A 20,615-nucleotide genomic window follows, 5' to 3' on the forward strand; every position below is an offset into this window, starting at 1 on the left:
TTATTGGTATTGAATTTCCGATTTCTTTTCCATAATTACTTCCAGCGCTTTCCAGCACTGATACAATCCGCGCGGCACATGAAAACATCCTTTCCATTTTCCACCCTTCAAAGGTAGCAATACTTCCCCCTGCCTGTTGAGATATCCGTACCATTCGCCAAATTCCGGATCAGCAAAATGCTGCCAGGTATACTGATGCACTTTTTCAAACCAGTCCCAGCATCTGTGATCTCCGGTATGCTGATAACCTTTCAAAAGACTGATCAGCGTCTCGACGTGTACCCACCAGAGCTTTTGATCCCATTCAAGCTGCTGTGGCGGCAGTCCTTTCGCGTCCATAAAATAAAATACACCGCCGTGCTTTTTATCCCATCCGTATTCAAGAATATTCAGCGTAATCTCCATGGCTTTTTGTGCCAGTGCCTTATCTTTTGCCCGCTCAGCCAGGTCCATCAAAAACCACATCGCTTCAATGCCATGCCCTGGATTAACCAGCCTGCCTTCGAAAGAGTCTGAAAATGCTCCATCGGGCGTGACATTTTCAAGGATAATTCCCAGATCAGGGCGGTAAAACTTACCAAGAATCGTTTCAATTCCATTCTGAATCGTACTTTCAACCAGATCAGCCGGCAAAAGATGTTCGATTTCCAAAACAAGGTTACAAAGGATCATCGGAAGTGCAAAGCCTTTCAATGGCCTGGTTCCCGGAAAACTTTTGTCATACTGTCCTTTTGGATTCTCTTTTTTTGCCAAAATATTATGGAAAGTATCAACAGCGATTTTTGCGTGCCTTTCATTCTTGGTTGCTTTATAAAGCTGGCCAAAAGCCATCGAGGCGAAACAGTCAGAAAATATATTGTGCGGCTGTGTGAGCGGAGCCCCCTTTCTGTCCAAAGAAAAATACCAGTTTCCTTCACTGTCACTTCCATGTTTTTCAAGGAATTCAGCGCCTTGTAAGGCGAAGTCCAGCCACTGCTGCTTTTGCTCAACTTTATTATAAAGCATGGAAAAACACCAAACCTGCCGGCACTGCAGCCAGACGAATTTATCTGTATCAAAAACCTGCCCAATTCTATCCAGGCAAGTAAAATAACCTCCAAATTCAGCATCTGCCGAATGATCAAGCCAAAAGGGTATGACATCATCCAGCAAGGTAGATCTATACAAAGTCAGGTACTTTTCAAACTGTATTGAGTTTTGCTCCATTTATTTTATGTCGTTAAAATCCGGGGGTACGGTTCCAGGGAATCAATACCTACAATTCCATTAATGCCAGAACGCTACATTATACATACAGTCTTCGAGAATAGCATCAGATAATACCCGCCATTTAGTTTCCGAAACCCTACTTAATTATTTATAATATTTTGTTGATTCCAAAATAACATTATTATTATTAAGTAAGCAAGAAAAATCCGAAGAAAATATTTTATTATTTAATCAAATGGGGTCTATTACATTATTACAAAATCAGGTTAAATCATATAACAATGTCCATTTACCTATATAATCCGCCGAGCTATATAAATCCCCTGTAAAAACATAAGTCCAATACTTTTACCCATCTCGACTTCTCGATCAACAGATAACTGGCATAAATCAAGAACGTTAGAAAAAGTTAAAAAGCTCGTTTCCCATTTGCGATACATTTGCAGCTTTAATTAGAAAAATATATGCACATTTTATTCATTCATCAATCTTAATATATTTTGAATTTAAATATATTAGATAAAGTAAAATAAAATATTAAGTTTTGCTATTTTTGACACATCCTTCACAAATTCTTAATCATCTTTACCTTGACATCATTTAAACTGATCAGCAGCTTGCTAATAACAGGCATTACAGCGTTTGTAGGAACATCAACTGTTTTGAAAAACAGTCCAGCGTCAAAAGGCATTTTTGAAAACAGGCAGACATCCGCACCTGACAGTAGCCGCTTTACACCCGTGAAACTTGTCCAAGGACTCGACGAGCCAATGGAAATGGCGATCCTTCCTGATTTAAATGTTGTAATCGTGGAACGTAAAGGAGCCGTCAAACTATACAATGCCAAAGAGAAACAGATTAAAACCATAGCAAATCTAAATGTTTTCAGCGGCATTGAAGATGGTCTATTGGGTGTTGTGGCAGATCCTGATTTTAAAAAAAACCATTGGATCTACTTTTATTATGGTGTAGGTGGAAATCAAAACGTAAGTCAGCTTGAACGTTATAAACTTGTGCAAGATCGGCTTGATTTGTCCTCCAAAAAAGTTCTTTTAAAAATTCCGACGCAAAGAACTTACTGCTGCCACTCGGCAGGATATCTGACCTTTGGTGCTGACGGACTTCTTTATCTGTCGACGGGTGATAACACCAATGCAGAAGAAATCGAAGGCCACAATCCGACAGATGAGCGTCCCGGCCGACAATTATCCGACGATCAGGGCACAACAGCCAACAGCAGGGATCTGAGAGGAAAAATCCTTAGGATCAAACCAGAAGCGGACGGCACATACTCGATTCCGGACGGGAATCTTTTCCCAAAAGACGGATCGCAGGGATTCGCCGAAATCTATGTAATGGGCTGCCGCAACCCATTCCGCATGTCAGTCGATCCTAAAACCAATTTCGTTTATTGGGGTGATGTAGGTCCGGATACAAATGTTCCCGCAGAAGAGAATTTTCTTAGTTATGACGAGATCAACCAGGCAAGAAAACCGGGATTCTTCGGCTACCCGTATTTCCTTGGAAACAACGAAGGTTTTCCAAAGTATGACTTTGCTACCAAACAGGAAGGCCCAAAACAGAATCCAATGCACCCTATAAACAATTCGCCGAACAATACCGGTATTAAACAGCTGCCACCGGCGCAGCCTGCGATGATCTGGTATGGTAAAGAGGAATCCAGACGCTGGCCAATGGTTGGCAAAGGAGGTGCGAGTGCGATGGCCGGACCGGTTTATTACAGCGATAGATATCCAGGCGCCCAATATAAACTCCCCGATTATTACAACGGAAAACTGCTGATCTATGACTGGATCAGAAAATGGATCATGGCAGTAACGTTGGATCAGGATGGTAATTATGTATCGATGGAACCATTTTTACAGCATCTGAAAGTCGTTGCACCGATGGATATGAAAATAGCGCCCGACGGAGCGATCTATATACTGGCTTACGGAACGAACTGGTTTGCCAAAAACACAGATGCGGGCCTGATCCGCGTTGAATATTCTGAGGGTAACCGAAATCCGGTAGCAGATATTTCGCTTGATAAAAGTTACGGAGCCGCTCCGCTGACGGTGAGCATTTCATCGGAAAAATCAAAGGACTATGATGCTGGCGATACTCTAAGCTTTATATGGAAAATCGGATCCAAAATATTACTGGGCAAAACCATAAAATATCATTTTCCAAAGCCTGGTATTTACAATATTTCCTTGACAGTATCCGACCAACATGGTGGAAAATCTGTTGCCACTTCCCAAGTAAAAGTCGGTAATACACCGCCTGATATGTTCATAAAAACGAACGCTAACCAGAGTTTTTATTGGGACGGAGCCGAGTTTGATTATAGTATCCACGTTAAAGATGCGGAAGATAAGGTCGTTGAAAAGTCTAAAATCACGGCCTCATTTACGTATTTGCCGTTTGGAAAAGATCTGGCCTCGGCGCTCACAGGAGCCAGCCACGGCAACCTGAAATATGCGGCAACTGAAAGACTGTACGCCTCGCTGGATTGTAAGGCATGCCACACGATGGATAACAAATCGATCGGGCCAGCACTCAAAGAAATTTCTAAACGGTACTCAGACAAAGACGGCTATGAACAGAAACTGGCGGAAAAAATCATTAAAGGGGGAAGTGGAAATTGGGGAAGTTATCCCATGCCGCCCCATGCAGACCTGCCATTGAAAGAGGCCAAAGAGATTGCACGTTACATTTTTTCGCTTACGGAAAAGAATACGCAGCTGGCTTTAAAGGGAAAGATCAAACTTACAGAGCATACCGGGCAGGGCACCCAGGGCGCGTATCTTCTTTATGCGGCTTACACCGATAAAGGTGCCAATGGCATTGAACCTTTATCCGGCAGCTCGAGCATCATACTTAAAAATCCTTTGGTACAAATGGAAGATTACGAAGAAGGCAGTGCCAATGTAGTTATTGCCACACTAAATACAGGTTACGTTTCTTCTATATGGGCTAAAAACGGAAAATTCGTCAGTTTTAAAAAAATCGATCTTAACCATATTTCCAAAATTAAAATCAGGGTTCAACACGAAGGTGCAGGCGGCCTTATCGAGCTGCGAAAAGATTCGGACCATGGCGAAGTGCTAGGAAACTTAAATATCGCTGCCGGCCAAGTGAAAGATGCCAAAACGGACTGGATAGAATACGATATGATAGTAAAACCAACTTCTGGAATACACGATATCTACTTTACCTTTTCTAATCCTGACAAGGCGAAAGTCGGCCTATGCTTTCTGGACTGGATTTATTTTGAAAAACAAAACCAGTAACAGAACTTAGCTGTCCGAATGCCTTTAATTCAAATATTGAGTACGTCCAGCCATTGGCCGCGCGTTGAGTGATACTCAGAGAAAGACTCAAAACTAAGGCAGGTCATCTACAGGTTCTGCAAAATCAAAACAATTTCTGCTGTAACACTAGGTAATGTTATTATGACGATCGCTTGGGTTTGACTAGCTTTCTAAATTAATGGTATTAAATGTAGAAAACGAAAAGTCAATTACTACTGTTATCTGGGAGAGTTTGCAGACATGCGCAAAGGATGATTCCCTGCTAAGCCCGGCAGGCGTTCTTGAAGATACCTTTTATTTGCCTCAAAATACGCCATTTGAAGGTTTCTGCTATTGAATTTCAGGGGAAAAAATACAATCATAACTATAACCCAATCTACCGCCCGTTATCTTTGGCAATAAACTGCCGCAGCATGTATTGCAGAATTCCGCCATTACGGTAATAATCTATCTCAATTTTACTGTCCAATCTGATTTTAACACTGAAGGTTTTAAAGATCTCATCTCCGCATTGAGCCGAAACCACCAGATGCTGATTGGGTTTTATCGAATCATTAAGCCCTCCAATCGTGAATTGTTCTGTTCCTGTCAGTCCCAGACTCTCGCTGTTTTCTCCGTCAAAAAACTGAAGCGGGATCACGCCCATACCAACCAGGTTACTTCTATGTATACGCTCAAAACTTTCTGCAAGAACAGCCCGGATGCCTAAAAGGTATGTTCCCTTCGCTGCCCAGTCGCGGGAAGAGCCGCTTCCATACTCCTTTCCGGCCAAAACCATAAGCGGGGTCTGGTCATTTTTGTAGCGAAGAGACGCTTCATAGACGGTCATTTCTTCATCTGACGGCAGGTATTTCGTAAACCCGCCTTCTTTTGAAGCAAGCGCATTCTTTATTCGGACATTAGCAAATGTGCCGCGGATCATTACTTCATCATTGCCTCTTCTGGACCCGTAGGAATTAAACTCTTCGAAGGGAATGCCCCGTTCAAGAAGATACTTTCCAGCCGGCGACTGCACGCCAAAAGATCCTGCCGGAGAGATGTGATCTGTCGTAATCGAATCTCCCAGTTTTAAAAGAACCCGCGCTTTAATAATTGGCTCAATTGATTTTGGAATTTCGGATTGATTTATAAAAAAAGGAGCTTCTTTTACGTAGGTGGATTCAGGATCCCACTTATAGGCCTGACCCAGAGGCACTTCAAGATTTTGCCACTGTGAATCCCCATCATAAATTGTGTTGTAGGTTGCTCTGTAAAATTCTTTTTTTACTTCTGTGTTTACAACCTGGTGTATTTCCTGCTGGCTTGGCCAGATGTCTGCGAGAAAAACAGGTTCTCCGTTTTTGTTAACACCCAAAGGTTCCGTATCAAGATCTAGGTCCATTCTACCGGCAATGGCGTAAGCGATCACAAGCAGCGGGGACATTAAAAAATTCATTCTGACCTGCGGGTGGATTCGGGCTTCAAAATTTCGGTTACCCGACAAAGCAGCGCTTACAATCAAATCATTGTCTGCCACCGCTTGGGAAATAGCCTCAGGTAGTGGGCCTGAATTCCCGATGCAGGAAGTACATCCGTAACCTACGACATCGAATTTCATTTCTTCCAGGCATGCCAGCAGACCTGATTCCTTCAAATAATCCGTTACCACCCTGGACCCTGGCGCAAGGCTCGTTTTTACCCAGGGCTTGACTGTCAATCCATTTTCAAGCGCTTTTTTTGCCAAAAGTCCTGCGCCGATCATCACATCAGGATTGGATGTATTCGTACAGCTTGTTATCGCAGCGATCACAACGGCCCCGTCACTCAGATAAAACTTTTCACCATTACTTCTGATTTTTACAGACCGTATGAAAGATGTATCGGCATCAACTGTTTCTTCCGGCAACGCATTTCCTCCTTCATCATCCCAGCGGCTAAGCGGACGGTCCGGAAACGGAATGTATTTTCTAAAATATTTTGTCTGAATAATGTCTGTGATGGTATCTTTCGCCTGAGTGAGTAATATTTTATCCTGAGGACGGCTTGGACCGGAAATCGTCGAAACAACCGAGGCCAGATCCAGTTCAATTATCTGGCTATAGGTTATTTCTTCTTCGTTTTCTCTCCATAATAAGTTTTCCCTGGCATATAGCTCAGTCAGGCTGATCACATCCGAAGGTCTGTTTGTTTTTTCAAGGTATTGGATGGTTTTTCCATCAATTGGAAAGTAAGTAATCGTGCATCCAAACTCAGGGGACATATTCCCGATTGTAGCGCGGTCAGGAACAGACAAGGAGTCTAACCCTTCCCCGAAAACCTCCACGAATTTGCCCACCACCTTGGTTTTGCGCAGCAGCTCTGTAATGGTCAAAACCATATCAGTCGCCGTGGTGCCAACCGGCAAAACCCCTGACAATTTCAAGCCAATTACCTCAGGTAATGAGAAAAACTGCGGCTGCCCAAGCATGGAAGCTTCGGCCTCAATTCCACCAACACCGTAGGCTACGATTCCCAGCCCGTTAACCATCGGCGTATGCGAATCTGTTCCGACCAAAGAATCCGGAAAAGCGATTCCATTTCTTTCGACCACACATTTGGATAAATATTCCAGATTTACCTGATGGCAAATGCCCATGCCAGGCGGAACCACTGAAAAATTATCAAACGCAGTCTGTGCCCATTTCAAAAAGCGGTAGCGCTCGCTGTTGCGCTCATATTCCTTTTCAACGTTAAGTCGATAAGCATTTTTATTTCCAAAATAATCAACCTGGACAGAGTGATCAATCACCAGATCAACCGGTATCAAAGGGTTGATCCGGGAAGGATCTTTTCCCTTCCGCGCCATTTCAGCCCTCAGCGAAGCAATATCGACAATTGCGGGAACACCCGTAAAATCCTGCATCAAAACGCGGGCCGGCATAAAAGGAATTTCCTTGTCTACCGGTTCGGGGGCCCAGTTTAAAAGCGTCTGCACGTGATCATTTGTAATAACATAACCATCGTAATTACGAAGAACATTTTCAAGCAGAATCCTGATACAAAATGGCAGACGGCTGATGTTGAATCCTTTCTGCTTTAAGGCGCTTAAACTATAAAAGTCCAGGTGTTTGCCTTCAACCTCTAATCCCCTTTTTATACCTAAATAATCCTGAAGCATATTTCTAAACTGTTCTGTTATCTAATTTCTACGACTTCTAAATTGATTACACTGACGTTGCTACATTTGTTTGGAGGCAGAAATAGGCAGATTTAATTTTTCAACTAAATTTGACTATGAGAAAACGACGGGTGTTTGACGAATCTTTCAAAAGGATGGCAGTAGAACTGTCAGAAGCTAAGGGCTCGGTGAGTGCGGCAGCGGCTGAGCTCGGGCTTGATGCAGGGCGTATCAGTAAATGGCGCGCAAGTTTTAATAAACCTGATTTTCGAGAAAAAGTTGAAGGTTTGACAGAGGAGCAAAAACGGATCCGGCAATTGGAAAGAGAGCTTCGGGAGGTAAAACTTGAACACGAGATATTAAAAAAGGCAGTACGCATCTTTTCCAGGGGCGAACGGAACGGTTCCGATTTATAAAAGCTAATCAAGGAATCTATCCGGTGGCAAAGATGTGTAAAATACTCGGCGAGAGCGTTAGCAGCTATTATTATTGGCTAAAAGAGCCAGTAGGTAAACGTCAGCAGGAACACCAAGAATTATCTCTTCATGTCCGCGAAGTTTATGAAGAAAGTAAAGGATGCTACGGTAGTCCGCGCGTTACAGTGGAATTGCAAGCAAAAGGTTTCCGAGTATCGCGCCCACGGATAGCCAGAGTAATGAGAAAAATAGGTCTGAAAAGCATTGTCCGGAAGAAGTACCGGGTACAAACTACTGATAGCAATCATATTCACCAAGTTTCTGAAAATCATCTAAATAGAGATTTTACAGCAGATGGTCTTGGAGAAAAATGGGTGTCGGATCTGACCTATATAAAGACAGGTGAAGGCTGGGTCTATCTAACAGCAATACTTGATCTTGCAAATCGTAAGGTGGTAGGTTGGGCGTTGAGTGAGACAATGAAAGCCGAAGACACCAGCGTAGCGGCTTTCAAAATGGCTTTAAAATGCTATCCAATAAAAAAACCGTTAATATTTCACTCGGATAGGGGCGTTCAATACGCGTGCAGCGAGTTCCGTAAGCAGTTGATTGGCCTACCTGTTACCCAAAGTATGAGTCGAAAAGGAGACTGTTGGGACAATGCACCAGCTGAAAGCTTTTTTAAAACGCTGAAAACAGAAATGGTTTATCATCAAGAATTTAAAAGTAAGAAAGAGGCAAAACTGGCAATTTTTGAATTTATTGAGGTGTGGTACAATAGAAAAAGAAGGCACTCTTTCACTAGGATATTTGAGCCCTCTGGACTTTGAAGAAACGATACTAAACAAGAAAAAAGCAGCCTGATGGACTAAATCGAAGAGGTAAATCAATCCTTATATTTAATTGGGGTGCCTCAAGCACATCAATTAAATATAGGTTCCAAGGGGTCTGGGGAATGGAAGATTCCCCGGAAAGACATCAAAAAAAAGCCTTATAACTTCCTCCAACAAAAGGTTGCAATTCCACACCTTCACTGCAAAGATCCAGCAGCACAAAGGCAATAGGCTTTCAATGCGTAGCTAAATTATAGCCAACAAAAATATAAGCCTTCGATGGTATGTTCAATGTCAAATCCATGGATTCAGGTGTACATTACCTCAATCATCATAACGCTCTGTGGTGTTTTTTACTAGCTAAATGATTACGAAGGGTTATGAGCTGCGTTTTAAAGATCGCCAAATTTCTTTTTAAATCAATACACCAGGCAAGCGGAAAGCAAAATCCAAGTACGAAGGTCACGGCGGCTTTGCGCCGGGCCTTCAATTTGGTCAGCGGCCGCTATCCCTTTTTTAATTTATCCCATGTAGTTGCCGCTGACTTCTTAATTTATCCTGCAGCTCTCTAACCGCTTTGTTTTTATTCTGCTTCATGCGGTCAAGCAATGGTTTAGGTCCGCCGTCCGGGTTATGGCTGGAACCCCAGTTTAGAATCTCCATCATAACCGGCACCAGCTCAATGCCTTTGTCGGTTAAAAGGTACAGAAATTTGGAGGCGTTTTTAGGGGATGTTACCTTGGAGACAATGCCTTCGTTTAAAAGCGTGTTTAGCTTTTCCGTAAGTACGGCCGAAGATATTTTCTCCTGTGATGCCCGAAATTCCAGAAAGGAATTTTTACCGTTAAACATCAGGTCTCTCAGGATTAAAAGCATCCATTTATCACCGAATATTTCCACCGAATAATTAATGGGGCAGGTTGATCTTCTCTCGATTGTTTTCATCATGTTACAACTAAAAGTAGTTTGTTTTATGAACTACTTTTAATAGATTTGCAGTTCATAAAACAGATCACAAAAGTAGCTAAAATTTAATTATGGACTTTACAAATAGAAACGTCATAATCACCGGCGGAACAACCGGAATAGGATTGGCAACAGCAAAAGCATTTATCAGCGCAGGGGCAAATGTTTGGATTACGGGAAGAAGTGAGGATAATCTAAAAAAGGCAAGCGCGGAAATAAACAGCCCGAAGCTGACCACGGTCGTATCAGATACTTCAAAACTTACAGACATTTCGGTTCTCGAACAAGCATTTGCAGAAAACGGAAACAAACTCGACGTGCTCTTTCTGAATGCAGGAATTGGGACATTTGAGTCAATAGAAAATGTCAGCGAAGTAAACTTTGATGCGCAGTTCAATACCAATGTAAAAGGGAATTTTTTCACGCTGCAAAAATTACTTCCCCATCTGGCAGAAGGAGCCTCCGTGGTGTTCACTTCTTCATCGGTAGCATCGGCTGCGAATCTGGGAACCAGTATATATTCCGCAACCAAAGGAGCCCTCAATAAAATCGCCCAGATTGCAGCCAACGAGCTGGCGGCAAGAAAAATCCGCGTCAACATCCTTAGTCCGGGCCCGGTAGAAACACCAGGTTTGAATAGTGTCGTGCCTGAGGAAGCAAAAGCATTTCTGGCAGGTGCAACCGCATTGCAAAGGCTTGGCCATCCTGATGAAATTGCAAAAACAGTACTGTTTCTGGCTTCGGACGCGGCAAGCTTTATTTCAGGAACAGAGATTACAGTTGATGGCGGCTACCATAGCTACGCTTTAAAATAGGCGGTAACATTTTGTACCGGAGGGAAGAAAGCGGCAGATGCCGCTCTCTTCCTTTTAAGTACCTTCTAATCCCTGCCAATGGTTGAAAATTCATAGCCAGAAAGGTTTTTTCAACGTTTTTGCGCAGTTTGGATTCTAGGCTAAGCTGAAAAACGCTTTCCTTCAATTTGTAAGGTTTTAGCCTCCTGAATAGTTATTTTCAATTACTCCCCCATTACTATTTTGACTTCTTTATTTTGACTTCCATGACGCGCACCGGACCCAGCAAGCCAGATGGCAGTAGTGGTGAATCGGCTTTGTAAAATGGCATGGTCGTATAGGTTATTTTACTGGTTACACCGGCCTGCGCATCGCCTATCAGGCGGTTTACCCATAAATTTGTTACCTTGATTGATACCGAGTTGCTGCCTGGTTTTAGTGCGCCTGAGACATCGATTCGGTAAGGTTTCTTCCATACTGTGCCCATCTGTTTTCCATTGACAGTAACCTCTGCAATATTTTTCACATCACCCAGATCAAGGATGTAGGAGGCGTTCCTACTAGCGCCAGGCAATGTGATTACATTTTCATAGGTCGCACTGCCAGAAAAGTATTTAATGCCCGGATCAGTTTGCTCTGAAAGCGGCGATAGCTTGTTTAGGACGACTTGTGCTGGCGCTCCTCTGCCCTGCTGAAAAGCAACCTTCCAATCACCTTTAACAGCCGCAATTTCGGATTCTGCTTCTGCGGGTTTGGTATAGGAAGCCACGGCAGTTTTATTTCCAAAAATGATAAAATAAGCTCCCCAGGACTCAAATTTGAGCTGAATTATGGTGCGGCCGTGTTTCATCTGATAAGAGACCTTTTCGGTCTTGCCTGTCTGCGGGTTCCACAGCTCGGGCGCTTTACCAGTCACCCGGAAGCTTACCGTAGCCTGATTTTCATCGTCACTGCGGTTATCCAGCCAATAGATATCCGCATCAGCAGTCTGGCGGTGCACATATAGGATTTTTGCTTTGGCTCCTGAAATATCGACATCTTTTTTGATGCCCATTTCATTTAGCACAGCTTCCACCGGCTTGGTTGAAACACCTGCATTACCCCAGATTTTTTCGATTAAAGCTGAAACTTCCTGTGCATTATCGCTCAGACTTGGCGAAATTTCAGGTTTTGTTCCGGCTACTTTCATACCAGCGCCAACGAGCTCTCCCAATTTTTTCAGCACCGGTAATGTCATATACTTTGCGGTCGAATCCAGTACCAGAAGTCTGTACTGCTGTCCGGTTGTGGTCACGATCCTTCCGTTTTCTATTTTGAGCGCACTTTTAATAACAGTTGCATTAGCAAAATCAAATTCGTATCCGGCAGGTATGGCCGGTAGTTTCTGCGCGTTAATCTGGGTTATATTATTGTTTTCACCGTAGTAATAAAGTACATCCACAACAGGTTTGCCCTGCTGCAACAGATAGCAGCTGCGGCCCAGATAATCCATCCATACCCTGGCCTGCTCGGCCCAGGTCTCTTGCCTTGTAAAATATTGTCCGAACGGCCCAAGTGTTACACCTGGTTTTTTGTCATCAAGCGGCTGATGTACCGAGGTATGCACTACAAAACGGTTCAATCCGCTGGCCATTTCAAGATCAGCCGTGCGCTTTAATTTTTCCGGATGCCAGCTAAATGCATTGCCGATAGAAGTCATAGACTCAGCAGCAACCAGATTTTGACCGTAAATATGGGCCACCGAAGCTGCTTCCCTAATGTCCGCCTCGCTTCTTACCTCCTCATCCGAACCACCCGCCAGACTGCCCGGCGTCCACATGGCAGACATAGGAATATCGGCAAGACGTTTGACATCCATTCCGTCGGCCAAATAAACCCGCCCGTTCTCATGCGCTTCTGTATATCGTTTCATGCCACGAGCGTGCAGCGCCTCACCGATTACCTCGTAGTGGTTTTCAACAATGAGCTCCCCTATCGTTTTACGAAAATCCCAGAGAAATTTTTCGCTTGCTTCCGCGCTCTTTACAATGCGGCCCGTCAGAACAGGGAGCCAGGGTATGATCTCATAGCCGCGGTGTTTTTTAAACTGCCCGGGCATATCTTTCGTCCAGGTCATCAGACCCGCTTCATAGCTATCCAAAACCATGTGCGTCAGTCCTTCTTTACCCATCTGCCCGCCGGTTGCATCCTTATACATGTCAAGGTAGGTTTCTATATATTTTCTTACCGCGGCCTTATCGAGCTTGTCAACTTCCAGGCCCGTGGCCTCAGGAGAAGCCGGGTGGTTTTGTCTGCCGGTGATTGAGTAACCCATGCGCACAACGACCCAGTTTCCTGCCGGTGCCGTCCAGTTCAAACTTCCATCAGCAGTCATTTTTGAAGTCAGGTCTATGACATCTTCGGCCGCAATAGCATCTGCATCCTTCTTAACCAAAGTCTGCGTATTTTCTTTCCAGGCGGCAAAACCTGCTTTTTCCTCAAATAAATCGATCCGGTCTGTATTATAAAGCGCAATTTCAGCTACCTGAACGCCTTCGGGTTTTGGCGTCTGTTGACTGCCACCTGTCATATCCGCAAACGGATTGAAAGGAGCTGGCAATGTCTTAAACGTAAACCTAAAATACTTTGCGGTCGTACTTTGAATGCTGATCGTGTTTTGTGGAACCATACTTCCTTTAATCATGACCACATCCCGGAAAGTGGTTCCGTCATCGCTTACTTTCAGGCTCCTGTTGTCAGGAGAGCCATTAAATTCGGCCAAGGCCCCACCGCTGCTGGCGCCTACGATCGTGAAAGCCTTAACGGTTTGCGGCGTATCAAAAGCGTACTGAATCCACATGTCCTGCCCGACTTCCATGGGAGGCAGAGTCGTTGTTTTGGCAAGATCGCCATCGGTCAGCTCTGCCAAACTAAAACTGCCACCGCTTGAAGTAATTTTTGGGTTTAATGCATTCAATGATCTTTCAGCCGCAGGAACCCGGTAGGCAATCACGGCAGCATCGGCATAATAAGAAGGAAGCGGTCCTACCGGGCCTCCTAGAATATCTCCTGCCACCGGCACATTCTGAAACTTGCCTGCATTTTTGGCCGGCTCCGGAAGTTTTCCGAAAAATGCTTGTCCTCCTACAATCCTGGTTTCACTCCACACATATTTTTTCATCGCATCAGCCGCCGCGACCCAGGGGCCACCAGTCACACTCCAGCCCGGGGAGGCAGCAATGGTCATTTCCAACTGTAATTTTTTGGCCAGATCCGTGGTGTGCCTGAATGCGTCTTTCCATTCCGGGGTCATAAACACCAATTTTTTAGCTGTTAACTGTGGTGTGGCAAAATTTGCGTCGAAATTCTGAAACCCGCCTATTCCAACCCTGTTCATCCATTCCAGATCTTTTGTTATTCCCTCCTTGGTGATATTTCCATTCATCCAGTGCCACCAGACACGGGGCTTGGCCGCATTGGGCGGACTTTGAAAACCGGTTAAGAAAGAAGACGGCTGCGCCATCAAAAAGGCAGGAAAAATCAAGGCAAGAATAAATATCTTTCTCATACAGAACCAAGGTTAGGCGATTCGATTTAAACTTTTACAATCTTACTATGCTTGTTTTTTCGACCATTTAGCTGATTACTTTCACTATAATTCCGGCAAATGATGACCTGACAAATATATCGATATTTTTATATTATAAATATGCATTATACAATTTGAAAAGTAATCTTGAACCCTTTATTTCCTGGTTTCAATGAACTTATCAGAATAAAGCAAAATGCTTTGCTTTAATGCGCTGCAATCTCATATCCTTCAAAATGATGGCTGCTTAAATAGCCAGATATACAATCTTTTTCCTGAACTTTTCAATACCAAATCCCACGTTTCTTGATTAAGTACATCCGCAGAAAACATGCCCCTGAGAGATCAAATAGCCGCAAGGTGCTCTGGATAATTACTGGTAGGGCTCTGCGATTTGCTTGAGGGCTTTCTGAAAATTATCATGGACCGACAGTCGCCAACAAGGGCCAGTATTAATTGGACTTTACAGACAACCAAATTTGGACTTTACAGGTAAGTCAGTAAAGATTCTTGTCTGCATTTTTGCACTACAAAATATCAATAAAATGATCATCTTAATTTTTGCCACGGTACTGATGGCTATAAAAAAGTATTGGGTGCTGATCCAGAAAAAGCTTTGCTTCTGCAAGAGCCCGAATCGCCCTTATTGAGTTTACACAGGACTTTAATTTTAATACAGTGAAACTAAGAAACAGCACAGTCCTGATCACAGGAGGCACAAGTGGAATTGGTCTTGAATTTGCAAGACAGTTACTCGATCAGGGAGCAAATGTTATTGTTACGGGAAGAGACCTTAACAAACTGACCCAAACCAAAAAACAATACCCCCAAATCAATATTATTCAAAGTGATATCAATAATCCCAAAGCCATTGAAGCGCTGGCTAATCAGGTGACCGGACAATTTCCTGAGCTTAATATCATTATCAATAATGCTGGCATAATGAATTGTGTTGAGCTGCTGGATGAGCGTGTTAATCTGGATAATATTACCAGCGAGATTGACACTAATTTTATAGGTACCATCCGGATGATCCACCAGTTTCTGCCCCATTTAATGACAAAAACATCCTCGGCGGTCATCAATGTCACATCGGGTTTAGCTTATATTCCCTTTATTACCTCACCCATATATTGCGCAACAAAAGCGGGAATTCATATCTATTCACAAGCCCTAAGACACCAGCTGAAAAAGACGGCCGTAAAGGTTTTTGAAGTGGCTCCTCCTAAAACCGACAAACCTATGCAAACGGCTGTTGCTGAAAGCGGTGACAGAAACGTAATGAAAATAGATAAAGTGGTAAGCATTGCAATCCAAGGAATATTAAACGATAGGTTTGAAATCAATCCGGGCATTGCAAATCTGATGAAATGGATGAGCCGGATTGCGCCGGGTTTCTTCACGAACCTGATAAACACAAATATAGAAAAGGCCAGGATGAAAAACCCTTGAATGTTCTTTGGTAAATCTTATTAACAGTAATTGAGCTGATCATGGATACTTTTAAGCATCTTGATAAAATTTATTTAATTTTCATCTTGCTGTTAACCCAGTCGTGCAACAGGCCCAGAAGGTTGTATTTAAAAAACAAATCAGACAATGCAGTTATGCTAAGGCTCGATACTGCTTTTGCGGCAGAAAAAGGCAGTATCCAGGCGCGTTTTAAAGACTCGCTTGATGGAAAACAAATTATGCCAGGGAATATGATTATAAACTTTGGAGCGGGTAAGTGGAAAGAATCCGACGAAAGAATTTAAAAGTAGTACTGCAGCATATAGCTGTGATCAAAACCGGCACCAACAAAAGCTTTCAGTTTCCCAAAAACATGGATATTGGACATGGAATACTGATTTCTGAGCTTATCGTAAACATAGATGAACCCTAACCGGTTACTGACCCATATGAAAGATTCAACGGCACATATGCACTACGTCAGCAGGGAAATTTCACCCGAGCAGTTCATTGCTGAACACACTTTCGTCTATATTATAAAAGGGCTGATGAATACCTATGATGGCAGCAAACATCAAGTGCTGAAAGCAGGTGATTGCTGTATCGGCAGAAAAAACCGACTGGTGCGCTACAACAAGGCAAAAGTAAACGATGAACTTGAAAAAGTGTTTGTATTTTTTGATGAAGCTTTCCTCAGACAGTTTCAAGACCGGTATAAGTGGCAGGTGACAAAATTTGAATCATCTGAAACGTTAATCGGTATTAAGGGAAATGATTTGCTGCCTACTTATATTCAATCATTATTACCCTATTATAGTCACCTTAAAATAGCTGAGCCATTTGCTGATGTGAAACGTGAGGAATTATTACTGATTTTATTGAAGTCGCAACCCGAATTAGCAGGCCTCTTGTTTAATTACGGAACTCCTGAAAAAATCAACATTGAAGAATTTATGAATCGTAATTTTAAATTTAATGTGAGCCTGGAACGCTTTGCCTATTTAACGGGAAGAAGTTTATCAGCCTTCAAACGTGATTTCAAGGAAACGTTCGGCGATTCACCCAGCCGCTGGCTTGTGCGTAGACGCCTGCAGGAAGCTTATTTTTTAATAGAACAAAAAAAACACAAATCATCGGACATTTACCTTGATCTGGGTTTTGAAACCCTACAGCACTTTTCGTCCGCCTTCAAAAAACAATTCGGGATGACGCCAACACAACTGGCTAACTGACGATCCGGTAGCCCTACGGCTTTCCTGCGAGTAATGATCCATTTAAACAGTCTCAAAGTTTCCACAAGATCTGGGTAAGCGCAAAAAAAAGCTGACGAACACCAAAGTGACCGTCAGCCTTCAAAAAACGTCTTTTATAATCTATTTGGTCTTATCAAGACTTTTTACATGTTCGGTATGCGCCTTGATGACTGGTAAAGTCTTGTCAATGAAAGCTTTCAGTTCAGAGTCTTTCACATCTTTCTGCGCGTCTTCAAAAAGTTTCACTGTTTGCTCGTGATCTTTTTTCATCTGCGATATATAAGCTTTGTCAAAATCGCTTCCATTCTTGCCGCCAAGATCCGCAGCTGCCTTTTGCTTTTCCTCATTTGGAGCAGAAGGCAGGGTAATATTTTTGCTCTCTGCAAGCTTTTTAAGCTCGTCATTTGCTTTCGAATGGTCTTTTATCATTTGCTTAGCAAATTCTTTCACTTTCGGATCAGTCGCTTTTTCCTCAGCGATTTTGCTTAATGCAACTTCGGCAAGCCCGCCATTGGCTGCTTCTACTGCAAATTTAGCGTCGTCTTCCATGGCGGAAGATGCCGAGTCGGTAGCAGCACTGTCAGCGGTCGCCTTGTTTGTACTGTCGGCAAACTCGGTTGTATCTGTTGTTTCGGTCGATTTGGACCCGCAGCTCCATAACATGGTAATGGTAGCTAATGTCATGAATGTTGATGCAATTTTCATTGATAATGATTTGTTTAAGTGGTGATAAATTTACCATGCAAGACAATACCTGCATAGCTCACCGCTTTACCTAAAAAAGCATGCCTACACGGTTTATTTTAAAGGAAACAGGCTTGTTTAACGCGCAGTTCCGTTCAGAAAAGATTATTTGAGAGAAGGTGAATGCCTCGGAAACTGCATTGTTTTGGGATGAAGAACACAAATTTTGCAACCAAGTGGGGTAAATAAACGAATGCTATTTTTAAAGAAGCACTGACTGCACAAAAGTCAGCAAAACAATACTTGCAGCGGATAGAAAGGTAACGTCCCTGTCGACCATTAGCTAATTTGCACTCAAATGATTCCATTAATCAGGATTTCTTTTACAACCTGGGAACAATCAAATATCCTTCCTGCTCATTACCTAATGCTTCAAATTGTCCGCGTAAAAAGAAAAGTCCAACCAAAGCGCAGGTTATCGCATCAATTTCATCGTGAGACACCTTGGCCTGAATATATTCACCCGAAATGCCAAGCAAGCTCAGTCCATTTTTCAGCTGTTCAAGCCCCTTGCTTTTCCTTGGGATTCCAAGAATGTCCTGAGCTCCGCCAGGAAAACTTTCAATAACTGTGAAGCCTTTGGTTCTCAGGGCATCTGCAAGCTTTATTCCTCTCTGTGTTAGCTTTTGCATACTGGGAATCAAAGGAGGGTAAGATCTTATTCCACGTGCAAGAAGTTGCCTCTCACACGAGCGGTTGATGCCGTAAAGATTTCTGCCAGGATCATCATCAAATGGGGAAATCCTGCCGAAAGGCAGGGACAAAGGAGAATCTATGGAAACAACATCCGGATTAAAATGATCAACAAGTTCGAGTATCTGCTGGTCCGCCCTGACCTTCCGGGTAATGGCCAGGGCATTTTCAAGCAAGCAAAACCCCGAAGGTTTGCTTTCGGAACCTGTCAGATCGATCCCGATAATTTTTGAATGTTCCTGAATTTTCAGCAAGCTGGCATTGTTAAAATCTGGATTTTATTTTCTCTTATCGTACAGACCAACGTTTATTTGATATAAAATAGCTCTTACTTTCTGCCATATATTTCAGTGCATGAATTTTGGCCCTGACTTTTACTGCTATGAAACGTTTTTCTGGTAATCTTTTTTTCACTGTAAGAAATCGCCGATAAGTGGACAGCATAAAAACAACTTTTTACAAAAGTGAATTCCAAATTGTTTACCCAAAACCCAGCGTTTTAGAACAACGCAATCCTTGTCCCTGATGCAAACCCTGTACCAGTTTTAGCGTAGGGCACTTTTTATAAATACTGTTAGCAGTTTCTATTTGATTGTCCACCGGTAAGGTTTCCGCTGAATTACGGGCAATCCCAAACCAAATGCAGGAACTAAGATTGTGGTTTTTACTGCGCTTCTTAACAACGGATTTAATCCGCTTAGATATACCCCTAACAAGGCGAAAACTGCATTTACAACCAGAAAGGAGAACACCCAGCCAATAAGCATCATTTTCCAAATTCTGGGTTTGGCAACTTCTTGATTCGGTAACAGAAAGGCTGGTTATAAAGTGAATAATGGACTGAAAAATACCTGGACTAGCTATCTATAACCGTGCATTAGATGATATTCGTTTTTTTTCCAGTGTGAAACCGATGGTCAGCATTAACAGCATGACAATGTCCACAATGATTTGAGCCGGCGCCTGACCTAAATAAGCGAATTGCGGGTCCACCAGAGCAGTACCCGGAAATAAAAGAGAGCCAGCCTGAGTAATCCAGTAGTAGCTGGCCAGGGCCGAAGCAATCCGGAGCCTGTAGTAAGCATCAGCTTTCACAGACCATAAGACCCAAATTGAGCTTAATCCTATGATCGTACCCAGCAACATTGTCTGGGCATTATGAAATTTAGCATGAGGCGGCCAGGCCGGATTATAAATATGGGTATGATTCCAGTCAAAGATGTAGGAACCGGCTGTTGCCCAGATAGCTACCAGTGTAATTAGGACTTTACCAATTGACAAGGCTTTCATATATATCTGATTTAATGGTTTAAAAACTGCTTTTTATACTCGCTGACAAACTGCGCGAATGTTCTTGGTGCTTGACCGGTTATGCGCGCCACTTCCCCGGTCACATCAATTTCACCGCCGTTGGCTCCGATTTTGAACTGCTCGATCAAGGCATCTATATGCCAGGCGTCAAGTCCGCTGTAAACCAGGGCTTTTCGCGTTTCAGCCTCTGACTGGTTGACTGCTTGTATTGCACTGCCTAAACCTGTTGTTAACTCGCAGGCAACCTGCGCTGCTGTCATCGGCGCTGGTCCTGTAAGATAATAGGTCGCTTTGGTGTGAGCTGTTTGTATAAGTACATGTTTTGCGACCAGGGCGATATCCCTTAGATCGATATAACCAATTTGCCCCTCGCCAAGCATATGCGGCAAAATTCCCTTTCCGATCGGGTGCGCATATTCCAAAAAATTCTGCATAAACCCAGTTGGCCTCAAAATGGTCCAGTCGATGGATTGATTGCGCAAATAAGCATCGATCTGAGCATGGGACCGGGCGTAGGCTAACTTCGAACTTTGGTTTGTATTGGCTGTCGAAACCTTAACGATATGTTGAAACCCCAGCGAAACGGCCAGATCAATGATGGCAATTTCCCGCTCAGCGTGCTTTTGATCTGGCGCGGTGAGAAGAAATAACTTGTCACACTCCTGCATAGCCTGCTGCATTGAATCTGCATCATCAAAATCAGCCTGCACAGCCTGTAAACTCAAATTCTGAAAGCGGGTTTGCTGCCCTTCTCTCCGGTACATAACACGGCTGGGTATATTTTCTCCTGCCAGTAAACGGCACAATTCAGAGCCGATACTTCCGGTTGCTGCTGTGATAAAGATCATAGTTGTAATTGTTTATTGCGGTTTAAAAGAACACAACAAAGGTCCGGTACACTATACTGATAAAATATCTATATT

Annotated in this window: 16 protein-coding genes; 7 read left to right on the plus strand and 9 right to left on the minus strand. The window is 43.2% G+C overall.

Translation table 11 applies throughout. From position 1 onward, the window contains the following. Entirely contained in the window at positions 1 to 1,206 is a 1,206-nt protein-coding gene (locus IEE83_RS17940) for a n-acyl-d-glucosamine 2-epimerase (protein WP_194121899.1), read from the minus strand. A 593-nt stretch (positions 1,207 to 1,799) separates the two neighbouring features. On the opposite strand from IEE83_RS17940, the gene IEE83_RS17945 reads away from it, so the two are divergent. Then, a complete protein-coding gene (locus IEE83_RS17945) occupies positions 1,800 to 4,505 on the plus strand; it encodes a PQQ-dependent sugar dehydrogenase (protein ID WP_228101858.1) in 2,706 nt (901 codons plus the stop codon). 397 nt (positions 4,506 to 4,902) lie between these two features. On the opposite strand, the gene acnA is transcribed toward IEE83_RS17945, so the two are convergent. Beyond that, positions 4,903 to 7,662: an aconitate hydratase AcnA gene (acnA, locus tag IEE83_RS17950; RefSeq protein WP_194121900.1), complete on the minus strand. Its 2,760-nt coding sequence runs from the start codon at positions 7,660 to 7,662 to the stop codon at positions 4,903 to 4,905. A 116-nt stretch (positions 7,663 to 7,778) separates the two neighbouring features. On the opposite strand from acnA, the gene IEE83_RS17955 reads away from it, so the two are divergent. After that, positions 7,779 to 8,078, plus strand: a complete 300-nt coding sequence (locus IEE83_RS17955; protein ID WP_138485262.1) for a transposase — start codon at positions 7,779 to 7,781, stop codon at positions 8,076 to 8,078. Further along, a complete protein-coding gene (locus tag IEE83_RS17960) occupies positions 8,075 to 8,908 on the plus strand; it encodes an IS3 family transposase (RefSeq protein WP_310588578.1) in 834 nt (277 codons plus the stop codon). Before IEE83_RS17955 ends, IEE83_RS17960 begins: the two co-directional genes overlap by 4 nt. A gap of 519 nt (positions 8,909 to 9,427) precedes the next feature. Here the strand turns inward: IEE83_RS17960 and IEE83_RS17965 are convergent. Next, positions 9,428 to 9,859, minus strand: coding sequence for a winged helix-turn-helix transcriptional regulator (locus tag IEE83_RS17965; RefSeq protein WP_228101859.1), 432 nt, complete (start codon positions 9,857 to 9,859; stop codon positions 9,428 to 9,430). Between the two features lie 89 nt (positions 9,860 to 9,948). Here IEE83_RS17965 and IEE83_RS17970 point away from each other — a divergent pair, with 89 nt between their 5' ends. Next, complete coding sequence (locus IEE83_RS17970) at positions 9,949 to 10,692, plus strand: SDR family oxidoreductase (RefSeq protein ID WP_194121901.1); 744 nt, start codon at positions 9,949 to 9,951, stop codon at positions 10,690 to 10,692. A 217-nt stretch (positions 10,693 to 10,909) separates the two neighbouring features. Here the strand turns inward: IEE83_RS17970 and IEE83_RS17975 are convergent, their stop codons facing one another. Beyond that, positions 10,910 to 14,218, minus strand: coding sequence for a glycosyl hydrolase (locus IEE83_RS17975; RefSeq protein WP_194121902.1), 3,309 nt, complete (start codon positions 14,216 to 14,218; stop codon positions 10,910 to 10,912). A gap of 699 nt (positions 14,219 to 14,917) precedes the next feature. Between IEE83_RS17975 and IEE83_RS17980 the strand changes: the two genes are divergently transcribed. The 3 genes from IEE83_RS17980 (at position 14,918) to IEE83_RS17990 (ending at position 16,923) form a co-directional block, all read left to right on the plus strand. Next, complete coding sequence (locus IEE83_RS17980) at positions 14,918 to 15,691, plus strand: SDR family oxidoreductase (protein ID WP_194121903.1); 774 nt, start codon at positions 14,918 to 14,920, stop codon at positions 15,689 to 15,691. A gap of 155 nt (positions 15,692 to 15,846) precedes the next feature. Then, the gene (locus tag IEE83_RS17985; protein WP_194121904.1) at positions 15,847 to 15,996 is read left to right on the plus strand and encodes a hypothetical protein; all 150 of its coding nucleotides are present in this window, start codon (positions 15,847 to 15,849) and stop codon (positions 15,994 to 15,996) included. Positions 15,997 to 16,140: 144 nt separating this feature from the next. Continuing rightward, positions 16,141 to 16,923: a helix-turn-helix domain-containing protein gene (locus tag IEE83_RS17990; RefSeq protein WP_194121905.1), complete on the plus strand. Its 783-nt coding sequence runs from the start codon at positions 16,141 to 16,143 to the stop codon at positions 16,921 to 16,923. A gap of 141 nt (positions 16,924 to 17,064) precedes the next feature. On the opposite strand, the gene IEE83_RS17995 is transcribed toward IEE83_RS17990, so the two are convergent. The 5 genes from IEE83_RS17995 to IEE83_RS18015 form a co-directional block, all read right to left on the minus strand. Beyond that, positions 17,065 to 17,649, minus strand: coding sequence for a DUF4142 domain-containing protein (locus IEE83_RS17995; RefSeq protein WP_194121906.1), 585 nt, complete (start codon positions 17,647 to 17,649; stop codon positions 17,065 to 17,067). A gap of 362 nt (positions 17,650 to 18,011) precedes the next feature. Further along, positions 18,012 to 18,635 carry a DUF429 domain-containing protein gene (locus IEE83_RS18000; RefSeq protein ID WP_194121907.1) on the minus strand — a complete coding sequence of 208 codons (624 nt, stop codon included), beginning with the start codon at positions 18,633 to 18,635 and terminating at the stop codon, positions 18,012 to 18,014. 330 nt (positions 18,636 to 18,965) lie between these two features. Then, a complete protein-coding gene (locus IEE83_RS18005) occupies positions 18,966 to 19,193 on the minus strand; it encodes a hypothetical protein (protein ID WP_498070389.1) in 228 nt (75 codons plus the stop codon). A 52-nt stretch (positions 19,194 to 19,245) separates the two neighbouring features. Continuing rightward, the gene (locus tag IEE83_RS18010; protein WP_194121909.1) at positions 19,246 to 19,671 is read right to left on the minus strand and encodes a DUF6640 family protein; all 426 of its coding nucleotides are present in this window, start codon (positions 19,669 to 19,671) and stop codon (positions 19,246 to 19,248) included. An 11-nt stretch (positions 19,672 to 19,682) separates the two neighbouring features. Then, positions 19,683 to 20,540, minus strand: coding sequence for an NAD(P)H-binding protein (locus tag IEE83_RS18015; protein ID WP_194121910.1), 858 nt, complete (start codon positions 20,538 to 20,540; stop codon positions 19,683 to 19,685). Between the last annotated feature and the right edge of the window lie 75 nt (positions 20,541 to 20,615).

Origin of the sequence: Dyadobacter subterraneus (genome assembly GCF_015221875.1) — a bacterium.
GTDB classification, from domain to species: Bacteria; Bacteroidota; Bacteroidia; order Cytophagales; family Spirosomataceae; genus Dyadobacter; species Dyadobacter subterraneus.

What these genes read in the sequence shown, in the direction of transcription:
- IEE83_RS17990 (WP_194121905.1), top strand. Translation starts at nt 16,141, where the DNA reads ATGAAAGATTCAACGGCACATATGCACTACGTCAGCAGGGAAATTTCA.
- IEE83_RS17985 (WP_194121904.1), top strand. Translation starts at nt 15,847, where the DNA reads ATGCTAAGGCTCGATACTGCTTTTGCGGCAGAAAAAGGCAGTATCCAG.
- IEE83_RS18015 (WP_194121910.1), bottom strand. Translation starts at nt 20,540, where the DNA reads ATGATCTTTATCACAGCAGCAACCGGAAGTATCGGCTCTGAATTGTGC.
- IEE83_RS17970 (WP_194121901.1), top strand. Translation starts at nt 9,949, where the DNA reads ATGGACTTTACAAATAGAAACGTCATAATCACCGGCGGAACAACCGGA.
- IEE83_RS17965 (WP_228101859.1), bottom strand. Translation starts at nt 9,859, where the DNA reads ATGATGAAAACAATCGAGAGAAGATCAACCTGCCCCATTAATTATTCG.
- IEE83_RS17995 (WP_194121906.1), bottom strand. Translation starts at nt 17,649, where the DNA reads ATGAAAATTGCATCAACATTCATGACATTAGCTACCATTACCATGTTA.
- IEE83_RS17955 (WP_138485262.1), top strand. Translation starts at nt 7,779, where the DNA reads ATGAGAAAACGACGGGTGTTTGACGAATCTTTCAAAAGGATGGCAGTA.
- IEE83_RS18010 (WP_194121909.1), bottom strand. Translation starts at nt 19,671, where the DNA reads ATGAAAGCCTTGTCAATTGGTAAAGTCCTAATTACACTGGTAGCTATC.
- IEE83_RS17975 (WP_194121902.1), bottom strand. Translation starts at nt 14,218, where the DNA reads ATGAGAAAGATATTTATTCTTGCCTTGATTTTTCCTGCCTTTTTGATG.
- IEE83_RS17940 (WP_194121899.1), bottom strand. Translation starts at nt 1,206, where the DNA reads ATGGAGCAAAACTCAATACAGTTTGAAAAGTACCTGACTTTGTATAGA.
- acnA (WP_194121900.1), bottom strand. Translation starts at nt 7,662, where the DNA reads ATGCTTCAGGATTATTTAGGTATAAAAAGGGGATTAGAGGTTGAAGGC.